Source organism: Streptomyces hilarionis (genome assembly GCF_024539675.1).
Classification (GTDB): domain Bacteria; phylum Actinomycetota; class Actinomycetes; order Streptomycetales; family Streptomycetaceae; genus Streptomyces; species Streptomyces hilarionis.
Map to the genome: position 1 here is coordinate 1 of NZ_JAHHIT010000180.1, position 17,335 is coordinate 17,335.

At 73.5% G+C, this 17,335-nt stretch carries 14 protein-coding genes and 1 pseudogene; 9 read left to right on the forward strand and 6 right to left on the reverse strand.

All coding sequences use genetic code 11. From position 1 onward, the window contains the following. Positions 1-18 precede the first annotated feature (18 nt). From KMS84_RS32740 to KMS84_RS32765, 6 genes and pseudogenes are all read left to right on the forward strand, one after another. Positions 19-1,119, forward strand: coding sequence for an alpha/beta hydrolase (locus KMS84_RS32740; RefSeq protein WP_256920133.1), 1,101 nt, complete (start codon positions 19-21; stop codon positions 1,117-1,119). A 73-nt stretch (positions 1,120-1,192) separates the two neighbouring features. Further along, positions 1,193-2,365, forward strand: coding sequence for an acyltransferase family protein (locus tag KMS84_RS32745; protein ID WP_256920149.1), 1,173 nt, complete (start codon positions 1,193-1,195; stop codon positions 2,363-2,365). A 9-nt stretch (positions 2,366-2,374) separates the two neighbouring features. Then, positions 2,375-2,631: pseudogene (locus tag KMS84_RS32750) on the forward strand (LuxR C-terminal-related transcriptional regulator); the annotation flags it as partial. 68 nt (positions 2,632-2,699) lie between these two features. Further along, positions 2,700-4,070 (forward strand): sensor histidine kinase, encoded by a 1,371-nt coding sequence (locus KMS84_RS32755; RefSeq protein ID WP_256920134.1) that lies wholly within the window; start codon positions 2,700-2,702, stop codon positions 4,068-4,070. Further along, positions 4,067-4,732 carry a response regulator gene (locus tag KMS84_RS32760; RefSeq protein WP_256920136.1) on the forward strand — a complete coding sequence of 222 codons (666 nt, stop codon included), beginning with the start codon at positions 4,067-4,069 and terminating at the stop codon, positions 4,730-4,732. Before KMS84_RS32755 ends, KMS84_RS32760 begins: the two co-directional genes overlap by 4 nt. A 137-nt stretch (positions 4,733-4,869) precedes the next feature. After that, positions 4,870-6,087, forward strand: coding sequence for a cytochrome P450 (locus tag KMS84_RS32765; protein WP_256920138.1), 1,218 nt, complete (start codon positions 4,870-4,872; stop codon positions 6,085-6,087). Positions 6,088-6,174: 87 nt separating this feature from the next. Here KMS84_RS32765 and KMS84_RS32770 read toward each other — a convergent pair whose 3' ends face one another. Both KMS84_RS32770 and KMS84_RS32775 read right to left on the reverse strand, forming a co-directional pair. Beyond that, positions 6,175-7,746 carry an ABC transporter permease gene (locus tag KMS84_RS32770; RefSeq protein ID WP_256920139.1) on the reverse strand — a complete coding sequence of 524 codons (1,572 nt, stop codon included), beginning with the start codon at positions 7,744-7,746 and terminating at the stop codon, positions 6,175-6,177. Then, complete coding sequence (locus tag KMS84_RS32775; RefSeq protein ID WP_256920140.1) at positions 7,743-8,705, reverse strand: ABC transporter ATP-binding protein; 963 nt, start codon at positions 8,703-8,705, stop codon at positions 7,743-7,745. Before KMS84_RS32775 ends, KMS84_RS32770 begins: the two co-directional genes overlap by 4 nt. A 110-nt stretch (positions 8,706-8,815) precedes the next feature. On the opposite strand from KMS84_RS32775, the gene KMS84_RS32780 reads away from it, so the two are divergent. After that, on the forward strand, positions 8,816-9,334 hold the full coding sequence (locus KMS84_RS32780) for a GbsR/MarR family transcriptional regulator (RefSeq protein ID WP_256920151.1): 519 nt from the start codon (positions 8,816-8,818) through the stop codon (positions 9,332-9,334). A gap of 535 nt (positions 9,335-9,869) precedes the next feature. On the opposite strand, the gene KMS84_RS32785 is transcribed toward KMS84_RS32780, so the two are convergent. Together KMS84_RS32785 and KMS84_RS32790 are read right to left on the reverse strand one after the other, a co-directional pair. After that, positions 9,870-10,601, reverse strand: a complete 732-nt coding sequence (locus KMS84_RS32785; RefSeq protein ID WP_256920141.1) for a DUF7873 family protein — start codon at positions 10,599-10,601, stop codon at positions 9,870-9,872. 385 nt (positions 10,602-10,986) lie between these two features. Continuing rightward, positions 10,987-12,072 carry a diacylglycerol kinase family protein gene (locus KMS84_RS32790; RefSeq protein ID WP_256920143.1) on the reverse strand — a complete coding sequence of 362 codons (1,086 nt, stop codon included), beginning with the start codon at positions 12,070-12,072 and terminating at the stop codon, positions 10,987-10,989. Between the two features lie 206 nt (positions 12,073-12,278). On the opposite strand from KMS84_RS32790, the gene KMS84_RS32795 reads away from it, so the two are divergent. Further along, positions 12,279-13,562, forward strand: coding sequence for an adenylosuccinate synthase (locus KMS84_RS32795; protein ID WP_256920144.1), 1,284 nt, complete (start codon positions 12,279-12,281; stop codon positions 13,560-13,562). A 197-nt stretch (positions 13,563-13,759) separates the two neighbouring features. Beyond that, positions 13,760-14,053 (forward strand): DUF3303 family protein, encoded by a 294-nt coding sequence (locus KMS84_RS32800; RefSeq protein WP_256920146.1) that lies wholly within the window; start codon positions 13,760-13,762, stop codon positions 14,051-14,053. Positions 14,054-14,078: 25 nt separating this feature from the next. Here KMS84_RS32800 and KMS84_RS32805 read toward each other — a convergent pair whose 3' ends face one another. Then, the gene (locus KMS84_RS32805; RefSeq protein WP_256920148.1) at positions 14,079-14,729 is read right to left on the reverse strand and encodes a putative DNA-mimic protein; all 651 of its coding nucleotides are present in this window, start codon (positions 14,727-14,729) and stop codon (positions 14,079-14,081) included. 87 nt (positions 14,730-14,816) lie between these two features. Next, a complete protein-coding gene (locus KMS84_RS32810) occupies positions 14,817-17,261 on the reverse strand; it encodes a dolichyl-phosphate beta-glucosyltransferase (protein ID WP_256920153.1) in 2,445 nt (814 codons plus the stop codon). Between the last annotated feature and the right edge of the window lie 74 nt (positions 17,262-17,335).

The following is a 17,335-nucleotide window of genomic DNA, read 5'->3' on the forward strand; positions in this document are numbered from 1 at the left end:
GGGTGGGGGAGGGGCGGGATGGCGCAGCTTCGCATGCGCGGACGGCGGCACGCCGGGGACGGACGGGACCGGACGGATCGCCACGACAGCCAGGGCCGGCACGAGCGGCGGGGCCGCCACGACCGTCCGGACCGTCACGACGGTCAGGAAGGTGGGGCGCCGGAGCCGCGTCGACTGCGTGCCCTGCTCGCTCTTCTCGTCATCGCCGCCGTGGTCGTCCCCCTCACCGCGGCCGCGGCCCGGCCGCGCATCCCGGCCCCGGCCCCCGCCGTCCTCCCTCCGGTGACGGCGGCGACGCTGGACCGGACGTACGCCGCGAACCGGGCCGACGCCGCCCTGGCGTCCCGGATGGCCACCGCGCACGGGGACCGCCACCGGGCGGCCGCCGACCGCGCCCTCGCCGCCCCCTCGCGCCGCCTGCTCTCCTTCGACGGCCGTGGCGCCGGGCGGGTGGCGGAAGTGCTCGGCGACCTGGCGCACGCCGACCGCGTCGCCGTCCTCGTACCGGGCTCCGACACCTCGCTGGACACCTATGAGCGCTTCCATGCCGCGGCGGCCGCGCTGCGGCAGCGGCTCGACCGCCGGCCCGGCGCCGGCGCGCGTACGGCGGTGGTGGCCTGGCTCGGCTACTCCACGCCCCGCACGATCAGCACGACGGCCGTCACCCCGGACCGCGCCGAGGAAGCGGCCCCCGCCCTGCGGGAGTTCCTGCGCGGGCTGCGCGAGGTGACGGGCGCGGGCGCCCGTGTCAGCCTCCTGTGCCACTCCTACGGCACGGTCGTGTGCGCACGGGCCGCCTCCCACGTCACCGCGGGCGACGTCGTCCTCCTCGGCAGCCCGGGCGTCGGCGTGGAGTCGGCGGCCGGGCTGCGCACCCGCGCACGGGTGTGGGCGGCGCGCGGCGCCGACGACTGGGTGGCGGACGTCCCGCACGTCAGCGCCGACCTGTTCGGCACGACCGTGGGCTTCGGCGCCGACCCGATGTCCCCCGCGTTCGGCGCGCGCGTCTTCGCGGCGGGCTCCGGCGGCCACAGCGACTACTTCCGGCCCGGCTCGGTCGCGCTGGCCAACCTCGCCCGGATCGTCCTCGGCGAGACCTCGGAGGTCACCGGTGCGTGAGACGGGGGAGAACCGGCGGGACCGGCCGGCCGTCGCGCTCCGGCTGCGGCGGGCGGCTGCCCGGATCGACGCCATGACGCCGCCGGGGCGGGACCGGGCCGTCGACGCGCTGCGCGCCCTGGCGATCCTCGGCGTCGTGCTCGGCCACTGGCTGGTGACGGCGCTCGTGGCCGACGGCGGCGCCCTGCGCGCCGCGAGCCCGCTGGGCTCCATGCCCTGGCTGGCGCCGGTGTCGTGGATGTTCCAGACGCTGGCGGTGTTCTTCATGGTGGGCGGCCACGCGGCGACCGCGAGCCTCGCGTCGGCCCGGGCGCGCGGTGAGACGTACGGCGCGTGGCTGGGCGCCAGGCTGTCCCGGCTGTTCGTCCCGGTGGCGGCGGTGCTGACGGTGTGGGCGGTGGCGGCGGCCGGACTGCTGCTGGGCGGCGCCCCGTTCGTCACCGTGCACACGGTGGTGAAACTGGCGTTGTCCCCCCTCTGGTTCCTTCTGGTGTTCGCCGCGCTGACGGCGGCGACCGGGTGGCTGGCGCGGCTCAACCCGTTGTGGCCGCTGGCCGTCGTCCTGCACGTGGACCTCGTGCGCTTCGGCCTGGGCGGCCCGTCGTGGCTCGGCTGGGTGAACCTGGCGGCCGGCTGGCTGGTGCCGTACACCCTCGGCGCCGCGTGGACCCGGGGCGAGCTGGAGCGCCCCCGAGCGGGGTGGACGCTGCTCCTGGGCGGGGCGGTGGCGGCGGCGGTGCTCGTCGGATGGGCCGGCTATCCGGCGTCGATGGTGGGCGTGCCGGGTGCGGCGGTGTCCAACCTCGACCCGCCGACGCTCGCGGCCGTCGCCTTCGGCCTCGCCCAGTGCGGGCTGGCCCTGCTGCTGCGCGAGCCCCTGCGCCGGGCCATGACGCGCCCGCTGCTTCGGGCGGCGGTGGCCGCCCTCAACCTGTCCGCGATGACGGTCTTCCTCTGGCACCAGACGGCGCTGATGGCGACCACCGCGACGGGCCTGTTCGCGGGCCGCCTGCCCGGTCTGCACACCGTCCCCGACGGGCTGGACTGGGTGGCCTGGCGGCTGATGTGGCTGCCGGTGTTCGTCGTGGCGCTGGGGGTGTGCCGGGCGGCGTTCCACGGCTGGGAGCGGGGGCCGCGCCGGAGGCCGGGACGACGGCCGGGAGTGGCCCGCGTCCACCGCGGGCGCCCCGATCCGGCGGGAGCGGGAGCGGTGCGCGATGCCTGGGGCGGGGCCCGTGAACGGTGAGGAGAGCAGCGGGCCGGCGCGCTCACCGAGCGCTGGGACGGAGGTCTCGCGCTCATCGCGCAGGGCCTGTCCGAGGCGGAGATCGCGCGCCACCTCGTCGTCGCCGAGCAGACCGTGAAGACGCATGTGGGCCGCATCCTGGTGAAGCCGGCCCGCGCGACCGCACGCGGGCGGCGGTGTCCGCCTGCGAATCGGGCCTGGTGAGGCCCTCGGGCTACGGAGCGGGGACGGGAGCGGCCGCGCTCCGTGCACCCCGTAGTACTTGAGGGGGAGGCACGAGAACCCCTCTCACTGGTGACGACCGCGGCGACGGGCAGCGCTTACCTTTTTGAACGTGACCGAGACTATGCAGACGCACTCCCTGCACCCGGACGGCCCGCAGGGCCCGGGCGACTCCCACGAGCCCCTCCGGCCGCGCAGCCCGGAGTTCCGGGCGGCCGCGGAAGCCCTGCGCGGCCTGCGACAGGACCTCTTCCACGACGCCTTCGCCTACCGCCCGCTGCCCCGCAAGGAGCACGCCGGGCGGGTCCTGCGCCGGCTGAAGGGCCGCAAGCGGGAGTACGCGGCCTGGTCCCGGCACGCGACGGTCGCGGCGGGCGGCGCCCTGGCGATGCTGATCGGCTGGGTCGACGGCCAGGGCGGCGCCGTGGGGCTGGTGAGCGGCCTGCTCGCGCTGATCCCGGTGCTGCTCACGCTGGTCCGGCCGGTGGGGGCGTTCTGGCTGTCGCTCGCGGCGACCACGGTCACCGTGATCGTCGGCACGACGTACAGCGACTGGCCGTGGCTGCCGAGCAGCTTCGTCTCCCACCTGATCGTCCTGACGGTCGTGGCGATACGCACCCGCCCGCGCACGGCGGCATGGATGTGGCTGCTGACGGCGGCCTACGGCTTCCTCGCCGAGACCGTCTTCAGCTGGGACCGCTACTACACGAACACCGGTCCCATGACGGTGTTCTCCGCGATCCTGCTGCTCGCCGTCACGGTGTGGCACATCCGCCGCCAGGCCGAGGAGGAGGTCACGGCCCAGCAGACGGTGACCGCCCACGAGCGCTCCCGGCGCACCCTGCTGGAGGAGCGGACCACGATCGCGCGCGAGCTGCACGACGTGGTCGCGCACCACATGTCGGTGGTCGCGATCCAGGCGGAGGCCGCCCCCTACCGCGTGGAGAACCCTCCGCCGGAGCTGGAGAAGGCCTTCGTCACCATCCGGGAGAACGCGGTGGCGGCCCTCACGGAGCTGCGCCGGGTCCTGGGGGTGGTCCGTGCCGAGGACTACGAGGTCCCCGACGCCCCGCAACCCACGCTCGCCGAACTCGACGGGCTCCTCGCCAACGTGCGGGAGACGGGCCTGGACGTGGAGAAGACGGTCACGGGAGCGGTGCGCGAGCTGCCGCAGGGCGTGGAGCTGTCGGCGTACCGGATCGTGCAGGAGGCGCTGAGCAACACCCTGCGTCATGCGCCGGGCGCGAGCGCCCGCGTGGAGATCGGCTACGTCCTGGGCGGTCTGGGGCTGCGGATAGTCAACGGCGCCCCGCCGAACCCGACGTTGATCAAGCCCTCGCCGGGAGCCGGTCACGGCGTCACGGGGATGCGGGAGCGGGTCACGATGCTGAACGGCGAGATGACGGCGGAGCCTACGCGGGCCGGCGGCTACGAGGTGACGGTGTTCCTGCCGGTGCCCGCACCGAGCGAGAGTGGCGCATGACGATCCGGGTACTGGTCGCCGACGACCAGATGATGGTGCGCGAGGGCTTCTCGGTCCTGCTGAACGCGATGCCGGACATCGAGGTGGTGGGGGAGGCGGTCAACGGGCGCGAGGCGGTGGAGCGGGTCCGTGAACTGTCCCCCGACGTGGTCCTGATGGACATCCGCATGCCGGAGCTGAACGGCATCGAGGCGACGCGCGAGATCGTGGCGGCGGACGGTTCGGCGAAGGTCCTGGTGCTGACCACCTTCGACCTGGACGAGTACGTCTACCAGGCGCTTCGCGCGGGAGCCTCGGGCTTCCTGCTGAAGGACGCGTCGGCTCGTCAGCTGGCGGACGGGGTCCGGGTGGTGGCGTCGGGGGAGGCCCTGCTGGCCCCGTCCGTCACCAGGCGCCTGATCACGGAGTTCTCGAAGCTCTCCGACGGCCCGCGGCTGTCGGCGACGGCCCAGGCGGCCTACGGCGACCTCACCGAACGGGAGACGGAGGTGCTGGTCCTGATCGCCCAGGGGCTGTCCAACGCGGAGATAGCCGGCCGGCTGGTGGTGGCGGAGTCGACCATCAAGACCCACGTGAGCAGGATCCTGGTGAAACTGGGCCTGCGCGACCGCACCCAGGCGGCGGTGTTCGCCTACGAGGCGAGACTGGTGACACCGGGCTGAGGAGCACCGCGGTCCCCTGCGGACCGCCCGGGCAGGCGCCGCGCCCGCCCGCGGCCTCCCCGCCTCCGGACGCGCCCGCGGGCCCGTTTCTCCAGGACCCCCTGGTCAGCGGGGCGTTCAGCGGTTAGCGTCCGGGGATGGCAGCAGTCGACGACCTCTCCTTCGATCCCTGGGACCCGGCGTTCGTGGCGGACCCGTATCCGGCGTACGCCGAGCTGCGGGAGCGGGGACGGGTGATCTACTTCGAGCCGACCGACCAGTGGCTGGTGCCCCGGCACGCGGACGTCTCGGCGCTGTTGCGGGACCGGCGGCTGGGGCGGACGTACCAGCACCGGTTCACGCACGAGGACTTCGGGCGCACCGCGCCGCCTGCCGAGCAGGAGCCGTTCCACACGCTCAACGATCACGGGATGCTCGACCTCGAACCCCCGGACCACACCCGGATCCGCCGGCTGGTGTCGAAGGCGTTCACCCCGCGCACCGTGGAGGGCCTGAAGCCGTACGTGGGGCGGCTGGCCGCGGAGCTGGTGGACGGGCTGGTGCGGCAGGGCGGCGGTGACCTGCTGCGCGACGTCGCCGAGCCCCTGCCCGTCGCCGTGATCGCGGAGATGCTCGGGATCCCGGAGTCGGACCGGGCGCCGCTCAGGCCCTGGTCGGCGGACATCTGCGGGATGTACGAGCTGAACCCGTCGCAGGAGACCGCGTCCCGGGCCGTACGGGCCTGCGTCGAGTTCTCCGACTACCTGCGGCAGCTGATCGCCGCGCGCCGCAAGGAGCCGGGGGAGGACCTGATGTCGGGTCTGATCGCCGCCCACGACGAGGGCGACCGGCTCACCGAGCAGGAGCTGATCTCGACGGCCGTGCTGCTGCTGAACGCCGGCCACGAGGCGACCGTCAACGCCACGGTCAACGGCTGGTGGACGCTGCTGCGACACCCGGAGCAGCTGGCGGCGCTGCGGGCCGACCACTCGCTCGTCCCCTCCGCGGTGGAGGAGCTGATGCGGTTCGACACCCCGCTCCAGCTGTTCGAGCGGTGGGTGCTCGACGACATCGAGATCGACGGGACCGTCGTGCCCCGGGGGGCCGAGATCGCGATGCTCTTCGGTTCGGCGAACCACGATCCCGCCGTCTTCGCCGAGCCGGAGCGGCTCGACCTCGCCCGCGCCGACAACCCGCACATCTCCTTCAGCGCGGGTATCCACTACTGCATCGGCGCGCCCCTGGCCCGCATCGAGCTGGCGGCCTCCATGTCGGCCCTGCTGGAGCGGGCCCCGACCCTCGCGCTCGCCGCCGAGCCGCGGCGCAAGCCGAACTTCGTGATCCGGGGGCTGGAAGGGCTCGACGTCACCCTCTGAGGCGTGCCGGGCCCCCGGTCGGGCACGTCGGGGCCCGGCCGGGGGCACGCGGGTCGGAGGGCCGTGGCGGCGTGGGCGTCGTCGTGCTCAGGACGAGGTCATGTCCCGTCGGCGCAGTCCCGTCAGTCCGGCGCTCACCAGCAGCGCGGCCGCGCCCAGGAGCGCCAGCACCGGGGACCACCGCATGTCCGAGCCCGGCAGCTTGGGCAGGTGGCCGAAGGGGGACAGGTCCAGGACGACCTGCGGGGCGTCGAGGGCCGGGCCGATCCAGCCGATGAGCAGGCACGCGCCCGCCACCCCCCAGGCCGCCGGGGCCAGGCGCGGGGCGCTCCCGTAGAGCAGGACGGTCAGGCCGCCGACCAGCCACACCGCCGGCACCTGCACCAGGCAGGCGGCCAGGATCGGCCCGGCGTCCCTGCCGTGGCCCGCCGTGAAGCCGAGGGCGGCCAGGAGCATGATCAGCGCCGCGCCGCCGAAGGCGATCGTCAGGTGTCCGGCGGCCCAGCGCAGCCGGCCGACCGCGTTCGCCAGCACCGGTTCGGCCCGTCCGGAGGTCTCCTCGCCGTGCAGGCGCAGGACGGACGCGACGACGAACAGGGCCGCGATCATGCCCAGCACGCCGATCATCGAGGCGAGGAAGGCGTCCGTCAGTCCCGACCGCCCGCCCATCCGCTCGACGATCTCGCGGGCCCCGGCGTTGTCGCCGACCAGGTCCGCCGCGCTGTCCGTCAGACCGCCGTACACGACCCCCGAGACGAAGAAGCCGACGCCCCAGCCCAGGACGGCGCCCCGCTGGAGCCGCCAGGCCAGGGCGGCGGCCGTGCGCAGGCGGCCGGCGGCCGGGCCGGGCCGGGTGGGCAGGAAGCTCATGCCCACGTCCCGGCGGGCGGCGAGACCGTAGGCCAGCACGCCCTGCGTCGCGATCGCGGCCGCGAGCAGCGCCAGCACCCACCAGCGCTCGTCGGCGAAGGCGCGCAGGTTCTCCAGCCAGCCGAGGGGCGACAGCCAGGTCAGCGGCGACGAGCCGTCGGCGGTCGTCGCGTCGCCGGCGGCCCGCAGCACGAAGGCCGCGCCCAGCGCCGCCGCCGTCAGGCCGCGTGCCGCCCGCGCGCTCTGGGTGAGCTGCGCGGCCAGTGCGGCCGTCGTCGCGAACAGCATGCCCACCCCGGCGAGACCGAGGCCGAACGCCACCGCCCCGGCCGCTCCCTGGGCGGCCAGCCCCGCCGCGACCAGCAGGGCGAGAACGGCGTTGGCGACGCCGGCGGCCAGCAGCGCCGCCGTCAGCGAGGCCCGCCGGCCGACCGTGCCGGACGCGATGAGTTCCTGACGGCCGCTCTCCTCCTCGTCGCGGGTGTGCCGTACGACGATCAGCAGGCTGGTGACGGCGGCCAGCGCGGCCGCGTAGAGGCCCACCCGCCAGGCGGTGAGCGCGCCGAGCGAGTCGTCGAGGACCGGGCCGATCAGGGCCCGCAGGGAGGAGTTGGCCGTCACCTGCCGCAGCAGGTCGGCGCGGTCGGCCGGGGTGCCGTAGAGGCCCTTGAGGGTGGCCGGCATGGAGAGCACCATCACGGTGGTCACGGCCGTCCAGACGGGGATCAGCACACGGTCGCGGCGCAGCGCGAAGCGCAGGAGCGGGACGGTGCCCGTCAGTGCGGTCATGCCGGCGACTCCTGCGATTCCTGCGACCCCCGGGTCTCCTGCGTCCGGCCCTGCCCCCGCGGCCCCTCCGGCTCCCGCGTCTCCTGGTAGTGGCGTAGGAAGAGTTCCTCCAGGGTGGGCGGCGTCGACGTCAGCGAGCGCACCCCCGACTCGCTCAGCGCGCGCAGCACGTCGTCGAGCCGGCCGGCGTCGACCTGGAGCCGTACCCGGTTCCCGCGGACGTCGAGACCGTGCACGCCGGGGAGGCCGGCCAGTCCGTCGGGCGGGCCCGCGAGTTCGGCCGAGACGCTGGTGCGCGTCAGATGGCGCAGGTCGGCCAGTGAGCCCGTCTCGACCGTGCGGCCGTTGCGGACGATGCTCACGCGGTCGCACAGCTCCTCGACCTCGCTGAGGATGTGGGAGGACAGCAGGATCGTCCGGCCCCTGTCGCGTTCCTCGCGCACACAGCGCTGGAAGACCGACTCCATCAGCGGGTCCAGGCCCGAGGTGGGTTCGTCGAGGACGAGGAGGTCGACGTCCGAGGCGAACGCGGCCACCAGGGCGACCTTCTGCCGGTTGCCCTTGGAGTAGGTGCGGCCCTTCTTGGTGGGGTCGAGTTCGAAGCGGTCGACCAGGTCGGCCCGGCGGACCGGGTCCAGGCCGCCGCGCAGCCGGCCGAGCAGGTCGATGACCTCGCCGCCGGAGAGGTTGCGCCACAGGGTCACGTCGCCCGGCACGTAGGCGATGCGGCGGTGTGCCTCGACGGCGTCGGCCCACGGGTCGAGGCCGAGGACTTGCGCGGCGCCCGCGTCGGCGCGCAGCAGTCCGAGCAGGACGCGGATGGCGGTGGACTTGCCGGCGCCGTTGGGGCCGAGGAAGCCGTGCACCTCGCCGGTCTCGACGTCCAGGTCGAGTCCGTCGAGGGCACGGGTGCGGCCGAAGGACTTGTGCAGTCCGGACACCGAGATGGCCTTGGTCATGCTTCAGAACGTACGCTGTTTTCAGAAACTTGTGAAGATAAGGAAGGTGGTGAACCGTCGTTAGGATGACGCCCATGACGCCCATGACGCCCATGACGCCCATGACGCCCATGACGGATGCAGCGGGTGGCGGGCCCGACCCGCGTGACGCCGAGGCCGTGTCCCGGTTCGTGGAGTCCTTCGCGGCGCAGCTCGTCGAGGCCGGGATGCAGCGCATGCCGGCCCGCGTCTTCGCCGCGCTCCTCGCCTCGGACACGGGCGCCATGGCCTCCGCCGAGCTGAGCGAGCAGCTGCGGATCAGTCCCGCCGCGGTGTCCGGCGCCGTGCGGTACCTGGCCCAGCAGCACATGGTTTCGCGCGAGCGCGAGCCCGGTTCGCGGCGTGAGCGCTACCGGGTGCACAGCGACCAGTGGTACGAGGCCCTGACCAACCGTGAGACCGTGATCAAGCGGTGGGGGAGCACTCTGCGCGAGGGCGTCGCCGGTCTCGGCGAGGAGAGTCCGGCGGGACGCCGGCTGGCCGAGACGCTGGCGTTCTTCGAGTTCGTCGACATCGAGCTGGCGGCCATGATGGAGCGGTGGCGGGTCCACCGCGACCAGCTCTTCGGCCCCGACTCCGGGCGTGCCTAGTGCTGTGACCGCGAAGGTTCACCTGGATGCTCCGACCGGGCAGGAGGGCCGGAAACTCCGGCGCGTCGTCCGGCAGGGCAGCACGTGGTGCGGTGCCGACGGGCGACGATGCTCCGGGCCTCGGCCGGCCCGCAGCCGGAACGTGACGGAGCCCGGGAGCATGTCCAGCTCCCGGGCTCCAGCTTGCCACCCATTTGCGCACACCGGCGGCGTTTAAGAACCGCGGGTCATGTTGAGATCGACGTGTTCTGCCTTTGAACTACAGCGCCACGAGAGAGGCGCCGAGGGGACTTGAACCCCCATCCGTCGATGTTCGCCCACGCTCGGTCGATCCGGTGTTCGGCGGCGAATACTGAGACTGGAGCGAGAATCTGAGTTTCATGGGGCCGCCTCTGCCAGGCTTGGGCCACCCCCGCACGTGGTGCGGGGGGAGGGATTCGAACCCCCGACTGACACCCCTTCATCAGCTTCAACATCAGTTTCAGCTTGCGCTCATCGCGCACCCTCCGCTCGCGACGGAGGGCGTATGTGGGGGCTACCGGAAGAGGTAGCCGAATACCGCGTCGCCGACCCGCTGGTCGGTGACCTCGGTGCTGTTCGCCTCCTCGCGGGCGAACTTGACGGACTGCTGGAGCTTCTCGACGCGGTCGAGGAGCTCGTTGACCCGCCGGGCGGGCAGCGCGCCGGAGAACTTCACCGTGGTCCAGTAACCGACCGGGACGTCCTCGTAGTACACCTCGACCTGCGCCGGGTGCTTCTCCGTGGCCTCGGCCTTCACGTGGTTGCGCGGAACCTTCTTCGTGCGGATGGTCCGCACCGGGTCCGTCTTCCACGAGTCCGTCGAGGGGTCCAGGTTCCACGACTCGGAGGCGTCGAGCACCGGCAGCTTGCGCACGAAGGTGTGCAGGTCGGTGAGTTGCTTCTCCAGGAACAACAGGTACGGGACGGGCACCTGGGGCAACAGCACCGTACCGTCGACCACCACGTCCGCGACCGCGGACCGGTTCGCCCAGTCCTTCGTCGCGGTCACGTCGAAGAGCCGCGTCAGCGTCCCGGCGGTCACCCGCAGAGCGTCCTCGGCCTTGATCTGCACCCGCGTGGACTCGGGCGGCAGCTGTTCGCCCTCTTCGTCCTTGGGCTGGTAGGTCCGGGAGATGCCGGCCAGGAGGGCGGGCTTCTGCACGTCCTGGTGAGCCTGGGTGAGCTCCTGGAGAGCCTTGGACTTGACGCCCTTTTCGACTGCGATGATCTGATTCAGCTTCGGCACACGGCGAACCTAACAACTCCGCGCCGCACGCACATCCGATTAAGCGCCGAGGCGGCGGGACGGCGCGTGTGGGCCCGGACCGGGACGCGAAGGCCGCCGACCGCGAGGGGGCCGTCCGACCGGCGGCCCGTGCGGCGCCTCGCAAGGCGGAGGGCCACGGCTCCTGCCGGGGACGTACCTCGGTGGTCCGGCAACGCGTCGAGGCCGCCGTGCCGGACGTCGCGACACGGTGAACCCCCTGAACCCTCGCGGTCACCGCGCCGGCGCGCCCACGCGCGTCCCGCGGGCCGGCGGGGGCGACTCCGTCCGGCCCGTCCACCGACCCGCAGGGCCCCGGGCCCGCCCGCGTGCCCGGCCCGTGTCCCGCGGGCGCGGGCGCGGGCCGTCAGCGGCCCGGCAGCATCAGCCCCAGCGCGCCCTCCCGCACCGTCCACGTCCGCCGTCGCACCGGACCGGCGATCGCCGCGTCCGCGCGGTAGCGGAAGTCCGCGCCCGAGACGGTCACCGTGCGTCCCCGGGCCCGCAGGGGCGCCGCCTCCGCGCCCAGCGAGAGCGGCCGCACCTCGATCGTCACCATGCCCGAGGCGTCCGTGCCCGGGGTCACCGAGACCGCCTCGACGGGCTGGTCGAGGTCGATCAGCGTCACCCCGTCGACCTCGATCCGCAGCCGGGCGGGCCCCGGCGGCCCGGGGACGGCGGAGAGCCGGGACGGCCGGGAGGTCACCAGGGTCCTGACGAGGGACTGGCACGTCCGCAGCCACGGCCGGCCGGAGTCCGCCCCGCTCCCGCCGTCCCCGCGCGAACTCCCCGCGTCTCCCGGCTCCGCGGGGTCCGGCGCGTCCCGCGTGCCGCGCGCGCCGCCCGACCCCCGGGCCCCGTGCAGCCCCCACGCCCCGTGCGGCCGCCGGTCGCCCCGCGCGTCCTGCGCCGAACCGTCGCGGGCGTCGGGTCCGTCGTACACGTCGGGGGAGTCGTACCGGTCCCAGGGGTCGCGCGAGCCGCGGTGGCCCTCCGCGTCCCGCGGCACGAGCGGCAGGGGCGGGATGCGCAACGCGCCGAGCACGATGCCGTCGCTGTCGTCCACCAGCAGGTCGAGCCGCCGCTCGGCCCCGTCCAGGACGGCCCGGGCCGCCGCCACGGCCCCCGTGGGCACCCCCAGGGCGTGTGCGACGCCCAGCGAGCCGCCCACCGGGACCACCGACAGCACGCACGCGGTCAGCGCCCGCTGCCGGTGCAGCAGGGCCACCGCCCGGGTCAGCGCGCGGTCGTCGCCGATGACCACCGGCCGCCGCGAACCCCGCCGGGCGAGCGCCCGGGCGAACTCCTCCGGCCCGTCCGGCAGACACACCTTGGTGCCGGCCGCACCCGCGCTGAGCACGTCTTTCGCGATCCGTACGGACTCCCCGTCCGTACGCCGGGCCGCCGGATCGATGATCACCAGCAGCTGTTCGGACGTCGGAGAAGTCGCCACCTCGGTCCTGCCTCGCTTCCTCGGGTAGCATCTTTGTGCAAGAGCCCCTTGCGCTATTGCGCCAGGGGCTTCGTCTATTCCGGGGCATCCGGGTCCGACGAGCGGCGGCCGACCACGGTCGCGGTGCGTGCGGTGCGCGCGGTGGAACGATCCATCGCGTACACCTCTGGCCTTGGACATGCCCCACCCGGAAGGGGTGTACGCGCGTGCCCGCACTTGTGCTGCTCGGTGCTCAGTGGGGTGACGAAGGCAAGGGAAAGGCCACCGACCTTCTCGGTGGCTCGGTGGACTACGTAGTGCGCTACCAGGGCGGCAACAACGCCGGCCACACGGTCGTCGTCGGCGACCAGAAGTACGCACTCCACCTGCTCCCTTCCGGAATCCTGTCCCCCGGCTGCACGCCGGTCATCGGTAACGGTGTCGTCGTCGACCCGTCGGTCCTGCTCTCCGAGCTGAGCGGTCTGAACGAGCGCGGCGTCGACACGTCGAAGCTGCTGATCAGCGGCAACGCGCACATCATCACGCCCTACAACGTGACTGTCGACAAGGTGACGGAACGCTTCCTCGGAAAGCGCAAGATCGGCACCACCGGGCGCGGGATCGGTCCGACTTATGCCGACAAGATCAACCGGGTCGGCATCCGGGTCCAGGACCTCTACGACGAGTCGATCCTGACCCAGAAGGTCGAGGCGGCCCTCGACGGCAAGAACCAGCTGCTGACGAAGCTGTACAACCGCCGCGCGATCGCCGTCGACCAGGTCGTCGAGGAACTGCTCGGCTACGCGGAGAAGCTCGCTCCGTACGTCACCGACACGGTCCTGGTCCTCAACCAGGCGCTGGAGCAGGACAAGGTCGTCCTCTTCGAGGGCGGTCAGGGCACGCTCCTCGACATCGACCACGGCACGTACCCCTTCGTGACCTCGTCCAACCCGACCGCGGGCGGCGCCTGCACGGGCTCGGGCGTGGGCCCCACGAAGATCAGCCGGGTCATCGGCATCCTGAAGGCGTACACCACCCGCGTCGGGTCGGGCCCCTTCCCGACCGAGCTGTTCGACGAGGACGGCGAGGCGCTGCGCCGCATCGGCGGCGAGCGGGGCGTCACCACCGGCCGTGACCGGCGCTGCGGCTGGTTCGACGCCGTCATCGCCCGCTACGCGACCCGCGTCAACGGCCTGACGGACTTCTTCCTGACGAAGCTCGACGTCCTGACCGGCTGGGAGCAGATCCCGGTCTGCGTGGCGTACGAGATCGACGGCAAGCGGGTCGAGGAACTCCCCTACTCGCAGAGCGACTTCCACCACGCGAAGCCGATCTACGAGACCCTGCCCGGCTGGTCCGAGGACATCACCAAGGCGAAGTCGTTCTCCGACCTGCCGAAGAACGCCCAGGCGTACGTGAAGGCGCTGGAGGAGATGTCCGGCGCCCCGATCTCCGCGATCGGCGTGGGTCCGGGCCGGGACGAGACGATCGAGGTCAACTCCTTCCTGTAGAGCCGTAGTCCCGGCGTGGAGGCGGTCCCGGCGGAGCCGCACTGCGGGTGACAGCGTGTCGGCGCGGGCCGGTCATGGACGTCCATGACCGGCCCGTCGTCATGTTCGCGGCCGCCCGCCCGACGGACATATTGGGCTCAACGGGCTTAATCTGGAGGTACGCGACCGCGTGCGTCGGTCCGGAGAAGGTGAGTGCGATGCGCGTATTGCTCAAGGCTTCCATGGACACGGACAAGGCCAACGAGGCCATCCACAACGGCACCCTGACGAAGCTGATCCAGGAGTCGATGGAGCAGATCAAGCCCGAGGCGGCCTACTTCACCACCGACCACGGCCGGCGCACCGCCTACATCGTGTTCGACATGCAGGAGAGCTCGCAGATGCCCGTGCTCAGCGAGCCCTGGTTCCAGAACGTCGGAGCCGAGATCACCTACACGCCGGTGATGAACATGGAGGACGTGCAGAAGGGCCTCTCGCAGCTCGGCCGCTGACCCGGCCCGGGGCGGCCGGCCCGGCTCAGCTGAACACGATCATCGACCCCTGGGCGAGGCTGCGCGTGGCCGCCGCGTGCAGTCCGAGCCAGACGTGCCGCTCACGGGCGAAGGGGCTGGGATCGTACGGCGCCGGGACGGCGGGCTCCTCCAACTCCGTCGGACCGGACGGCGGTTGGGGCGCTGCCGGAGGATTGGCCGGATCGATGCCGAGGGACGGCGCGACGAACTCCAGTTCCCGCAGCAGCGACTGCGCGGAGCCCAGCGGGCCGCCGCCCGCGAGGAGTTCGTCGTTGGACAGCGGTTGCAGGAAGTCGACGGGGACGTACGCGCCCGCGTGGTCGTAGTGCCAGACCAGGTGGGACTGCTTGGCCGTCGCCTCGAACATCTCCAGGAGCTGCTCGTAGTCGCCGCCCAGCTCGTCCACCGGCGTCACCGGCAGTCCGCACACCTGGAGCAGGTAGACGCGGCGCAGGAAGTGCAGGGCGTCGTAGTCGAAGCCGGCCACCGGGGCGACCTCGCCGGTCAGGCCCGGCATGTACTGGTACACCGGCACCGGCGGGAGACCCGCCTCGGCCAGCACCTTGTTGTACTGGGCGAGTTCGTCGGCGAAGGGGTTGTCGGGGGTGTGGCACAACACGTCGACGAGCGGCACCAGCCACAGGTCACAGGCCAAAGAGAGCTCCTCACTCAGCGCGTTGCACGGACGTGCACGGACGACGCGGCAATGCCGGTCAGGGAAGGGTAGTCGGTACGGCTCACGTCAGCTCCCGTTCCGCGTCCCCTGATGCAGGTCCCATACCCACACTCCGGCCACCCTCCTCCCCGGGCGGCCCACCAGCTTGTCCACCGTCTCACGCAGCCGTGCCTCGTGCCGCTGCGGGGCGAGCACCAGGGCCCCCGCCCGCCAGTACGCGAGGTCCTCACGGGCCGCGGCCCGCGCGCGGGCGTCGATCACCGGGACCACCCCCGTGTGGCGCACGTCCCGCAGCAGGCTCGCGGTGAAGCGCAGCGGGACGCCGTAGACGCCGGTGCGGTCGCCGTCGCCGTAGGGGCCGTTGAAGTAGCCGCCGGGCATCCGGAAGCCGAGGCCCGCCGCCGTCTGCCAGTGCAGGGCTTCGGCGGCCTCCGGCTCGGCGAGCGGCACCGGGACCAGCGTCTCGCCGTCGCGGACGTACGCCTTCCAGGCGCCGTCGGCGAAGAAGGCGGGCGTCGGCGGGCGCGGCGCCGACTTCAGCGGGGCCGGGATCAGCGGCAGCAGGGCGAGGCAGACGGCGAGCAGCCCGGCGTACTGCGTGCCGAGGCGGCGGGCCCGGGCCAGCCGGTCGACCGCCAGGGCGAGCAGCATGCCCAGGGCCGGGGCGCAGACCAGCGCCACCCGGCTCTCGATGACCGACTCGAACAGGGGCAGACCGTCGAGGGCCGCCCAGGGACCGGGCACGGTGACGTCGGTGAGGGGGACGGCGACGCGCGGGCCGAGGGACAGCACGGCCGCGGCCGCCGCCGTGCAGGCCAGCGCCCGGACGACCGGCCGCCGCCACAGCGCCACCGTGACCGCGAACGCGAGCAGGACCAGCGGCCAGCCGTAGAAGGCGTTCTGCTCGGTCGGGTTGAGGGAGAGGGCGCCGGCGCGCCGGGCGTCGCCGGCGACCAGGGAGCGTTCGGCGAACGTGAGCAGCGCGCGCACGGAGTTGGCCACCCCGGTCGCGCTGCCGTGGTCGATGCCGCTGTAGCTCTGCGGGCCGGAGAACTGCCACGCCAGCGGGTAGACGACCAGCGGCAGGCAGACGGCGGCGGCGACGGCCAGACCGTTCAGCAGGGGGCGTGCGGCCGCACGGGCCTCGGCGGGGCGCGCGGCGGCGTGGGCGACGGCGAAGACGAGCAGCCCCAGGGCCGTCAGCAGCAGGGCTTCCTCGCCGAGGAAGAGCTGGTAGGCCGTCATGAGGCCGAGGACGACGCCGTCGCGGGCGACCCGCTCGCCGGTGGTGAGCCGCAGGGCCCGGTCGATGATCGGCGGGATCATGAACAGCACGACGAAGTTGGGGTGGGCGTTGGCGTGGCTGACCATCGGCGGCGCGAACGCGGCCAGCGCGGCCCCGGCGAAGGCGGCCGCCCGCTGGCGCACGAGCCGCCGCACGATCAGCCGGTACCAGGCGAGCGCGGTGGCGGCCAGGCCCAGCGTCATCACCAGGCTGAGGGAGACGGCCGGGCCGAGCAGCAGGGTGAGCGGCGTGAGCGGCACGGACAGGCCGGGCATCGTCGTGTTGGCCATCAGGTTCACGCCGCCGGGGAAGCCCTGGAGGTCGGTGAGGAGCGGGTTGCGCAGATGGGCGACGTTGTCGGCGGTGACCGCGAAGAACCACTCCCACTGGTTCTGGTCCTGGAGGGAGTCGGTCAGGTAGCGGTGGGCGGGGTCCAGGACGCGGCCGCAGTAGAGGGCCGCCGCCATCGCCAGGAAGAGGACGGCCGCGACGAGGTCCGCCGGCCGGGGCGCCGGGACCCGCAGCCGGACCAGGTCGCGCAGCACCCGCGGGTAGTCCGCCGGGCGGATCTTCGAGCCGGGCCGGTGCGACCAGTGCACGGGCACCTCGGCGACCGGCCAGCCGGCGCGCTGGAAGTGCCGCAGCACCTCCACGTCGATGGCGTAGCCGTTGAGGCGGGACGCGGCGAACGCGGTGCGGGCGCGGTCGCCGTCGAACAGCTTGAAGCCGCACTGGGTGTCGCGTATCCCGCGCAGGGTCGTCCGGCGGATGAGCAGGTTGCCCGCGGCGCCGAGGAGTTCGCGCGTGCGGTGCTGCCGGTCGCCGAGGGTCGCCCCGGGCACGGCCCGCGATCCGATCGCGGCGGCGTGTCCGCCCTCCAGCGCCTTCTCCAGGCGCTCCAACTCCTCGACGGGGGTGGCGAGATCGGCGTCCATGACCAGGACGCGGCGGCCCCGGCTGGCGGCGACGCCCAGGCGCAGGGCGTGTCCCTTGCCCCGGTTGCCGGAGCCGGGGCCGGTCACGAGCCGCACGCGGGGGTCGCGGCGGACGGTGACGAGCTCGCGGGTGGCGTCGGTGGAGCCGTCGTCGGCGACCAGGATCTCCCAGCTTCCCCAGCGGCTCCCGGTCGCGTCGAGGTGGCGGCCGACGGCGTCCAGGGTGGGGCCGAGCCGGCGCTCCTCGTTGTAGGCGGGGATCACCACGGAGAGGTCCACGCCGTCGGCCACGGGTCCGCCGGGGCGCCGGGACCCGCAGCCGGACCAGGTCGCGCAGCACCCGCGGGTAGTCCGCCGGGCGGATC

Coding starts and splice junctions, on each gene's coding strand:
- KMS84_RS32740 (WP_256920133.1), top strand. CDS start 19: ATGGCGCAGCTTCGCATGCGCGGACGGCGGCACGCCGGGGACGGACGG.
- KMS84_RS32745 (WP_256920149.1), top strand. CDS start 1,193: ATGACGCCGCCGGGGCGGGACCGGGCCGTCGACGCGCTGCGCGCCCTG.
- KMS84_RS32760 (WP_256920136.1), top strand. CDS start 4,067: ATGACGATCCGGGTACTGGTCGCCGACGACCAGATGATGGTGCGCGAG.
- KMS84_RS32765 (WP_256920138.1), top strand. CDS start 4,870: ATGGCAGCAGTCGACGACCTCTCCTTCGATCCCTGGGACCCGGCGTTC.
- KMS84_RS32770 (WP_256920139.1), bottom strand. CDS start 7,746: ATGACCGCACTGACGGGCACCGTCCCGCTCCTGCGCTTCGCGCTGCGC.
- KMS84_RS32775 (WP_256920140.1), bottom strand. CDS start 8,705: ATGACCAAGGCCATCTCGGTGTCCGGACTGCACAAGTCCTTCGGCCGC.
- KMS84_RS32780 (WP_256920151.1), top strand. CDS start 8,816: ATGACGGATGCAGCGGGTGGCGGGCCCGACCCGCGTGACGCCGAGGCC.
- KMS84_RS32800 (WP_256920146.1), top strand. CDS start 13,760: ATGCGCGTATTGCTCAAGGCTTCCATGGACACGGACAAGGCCAACGAG.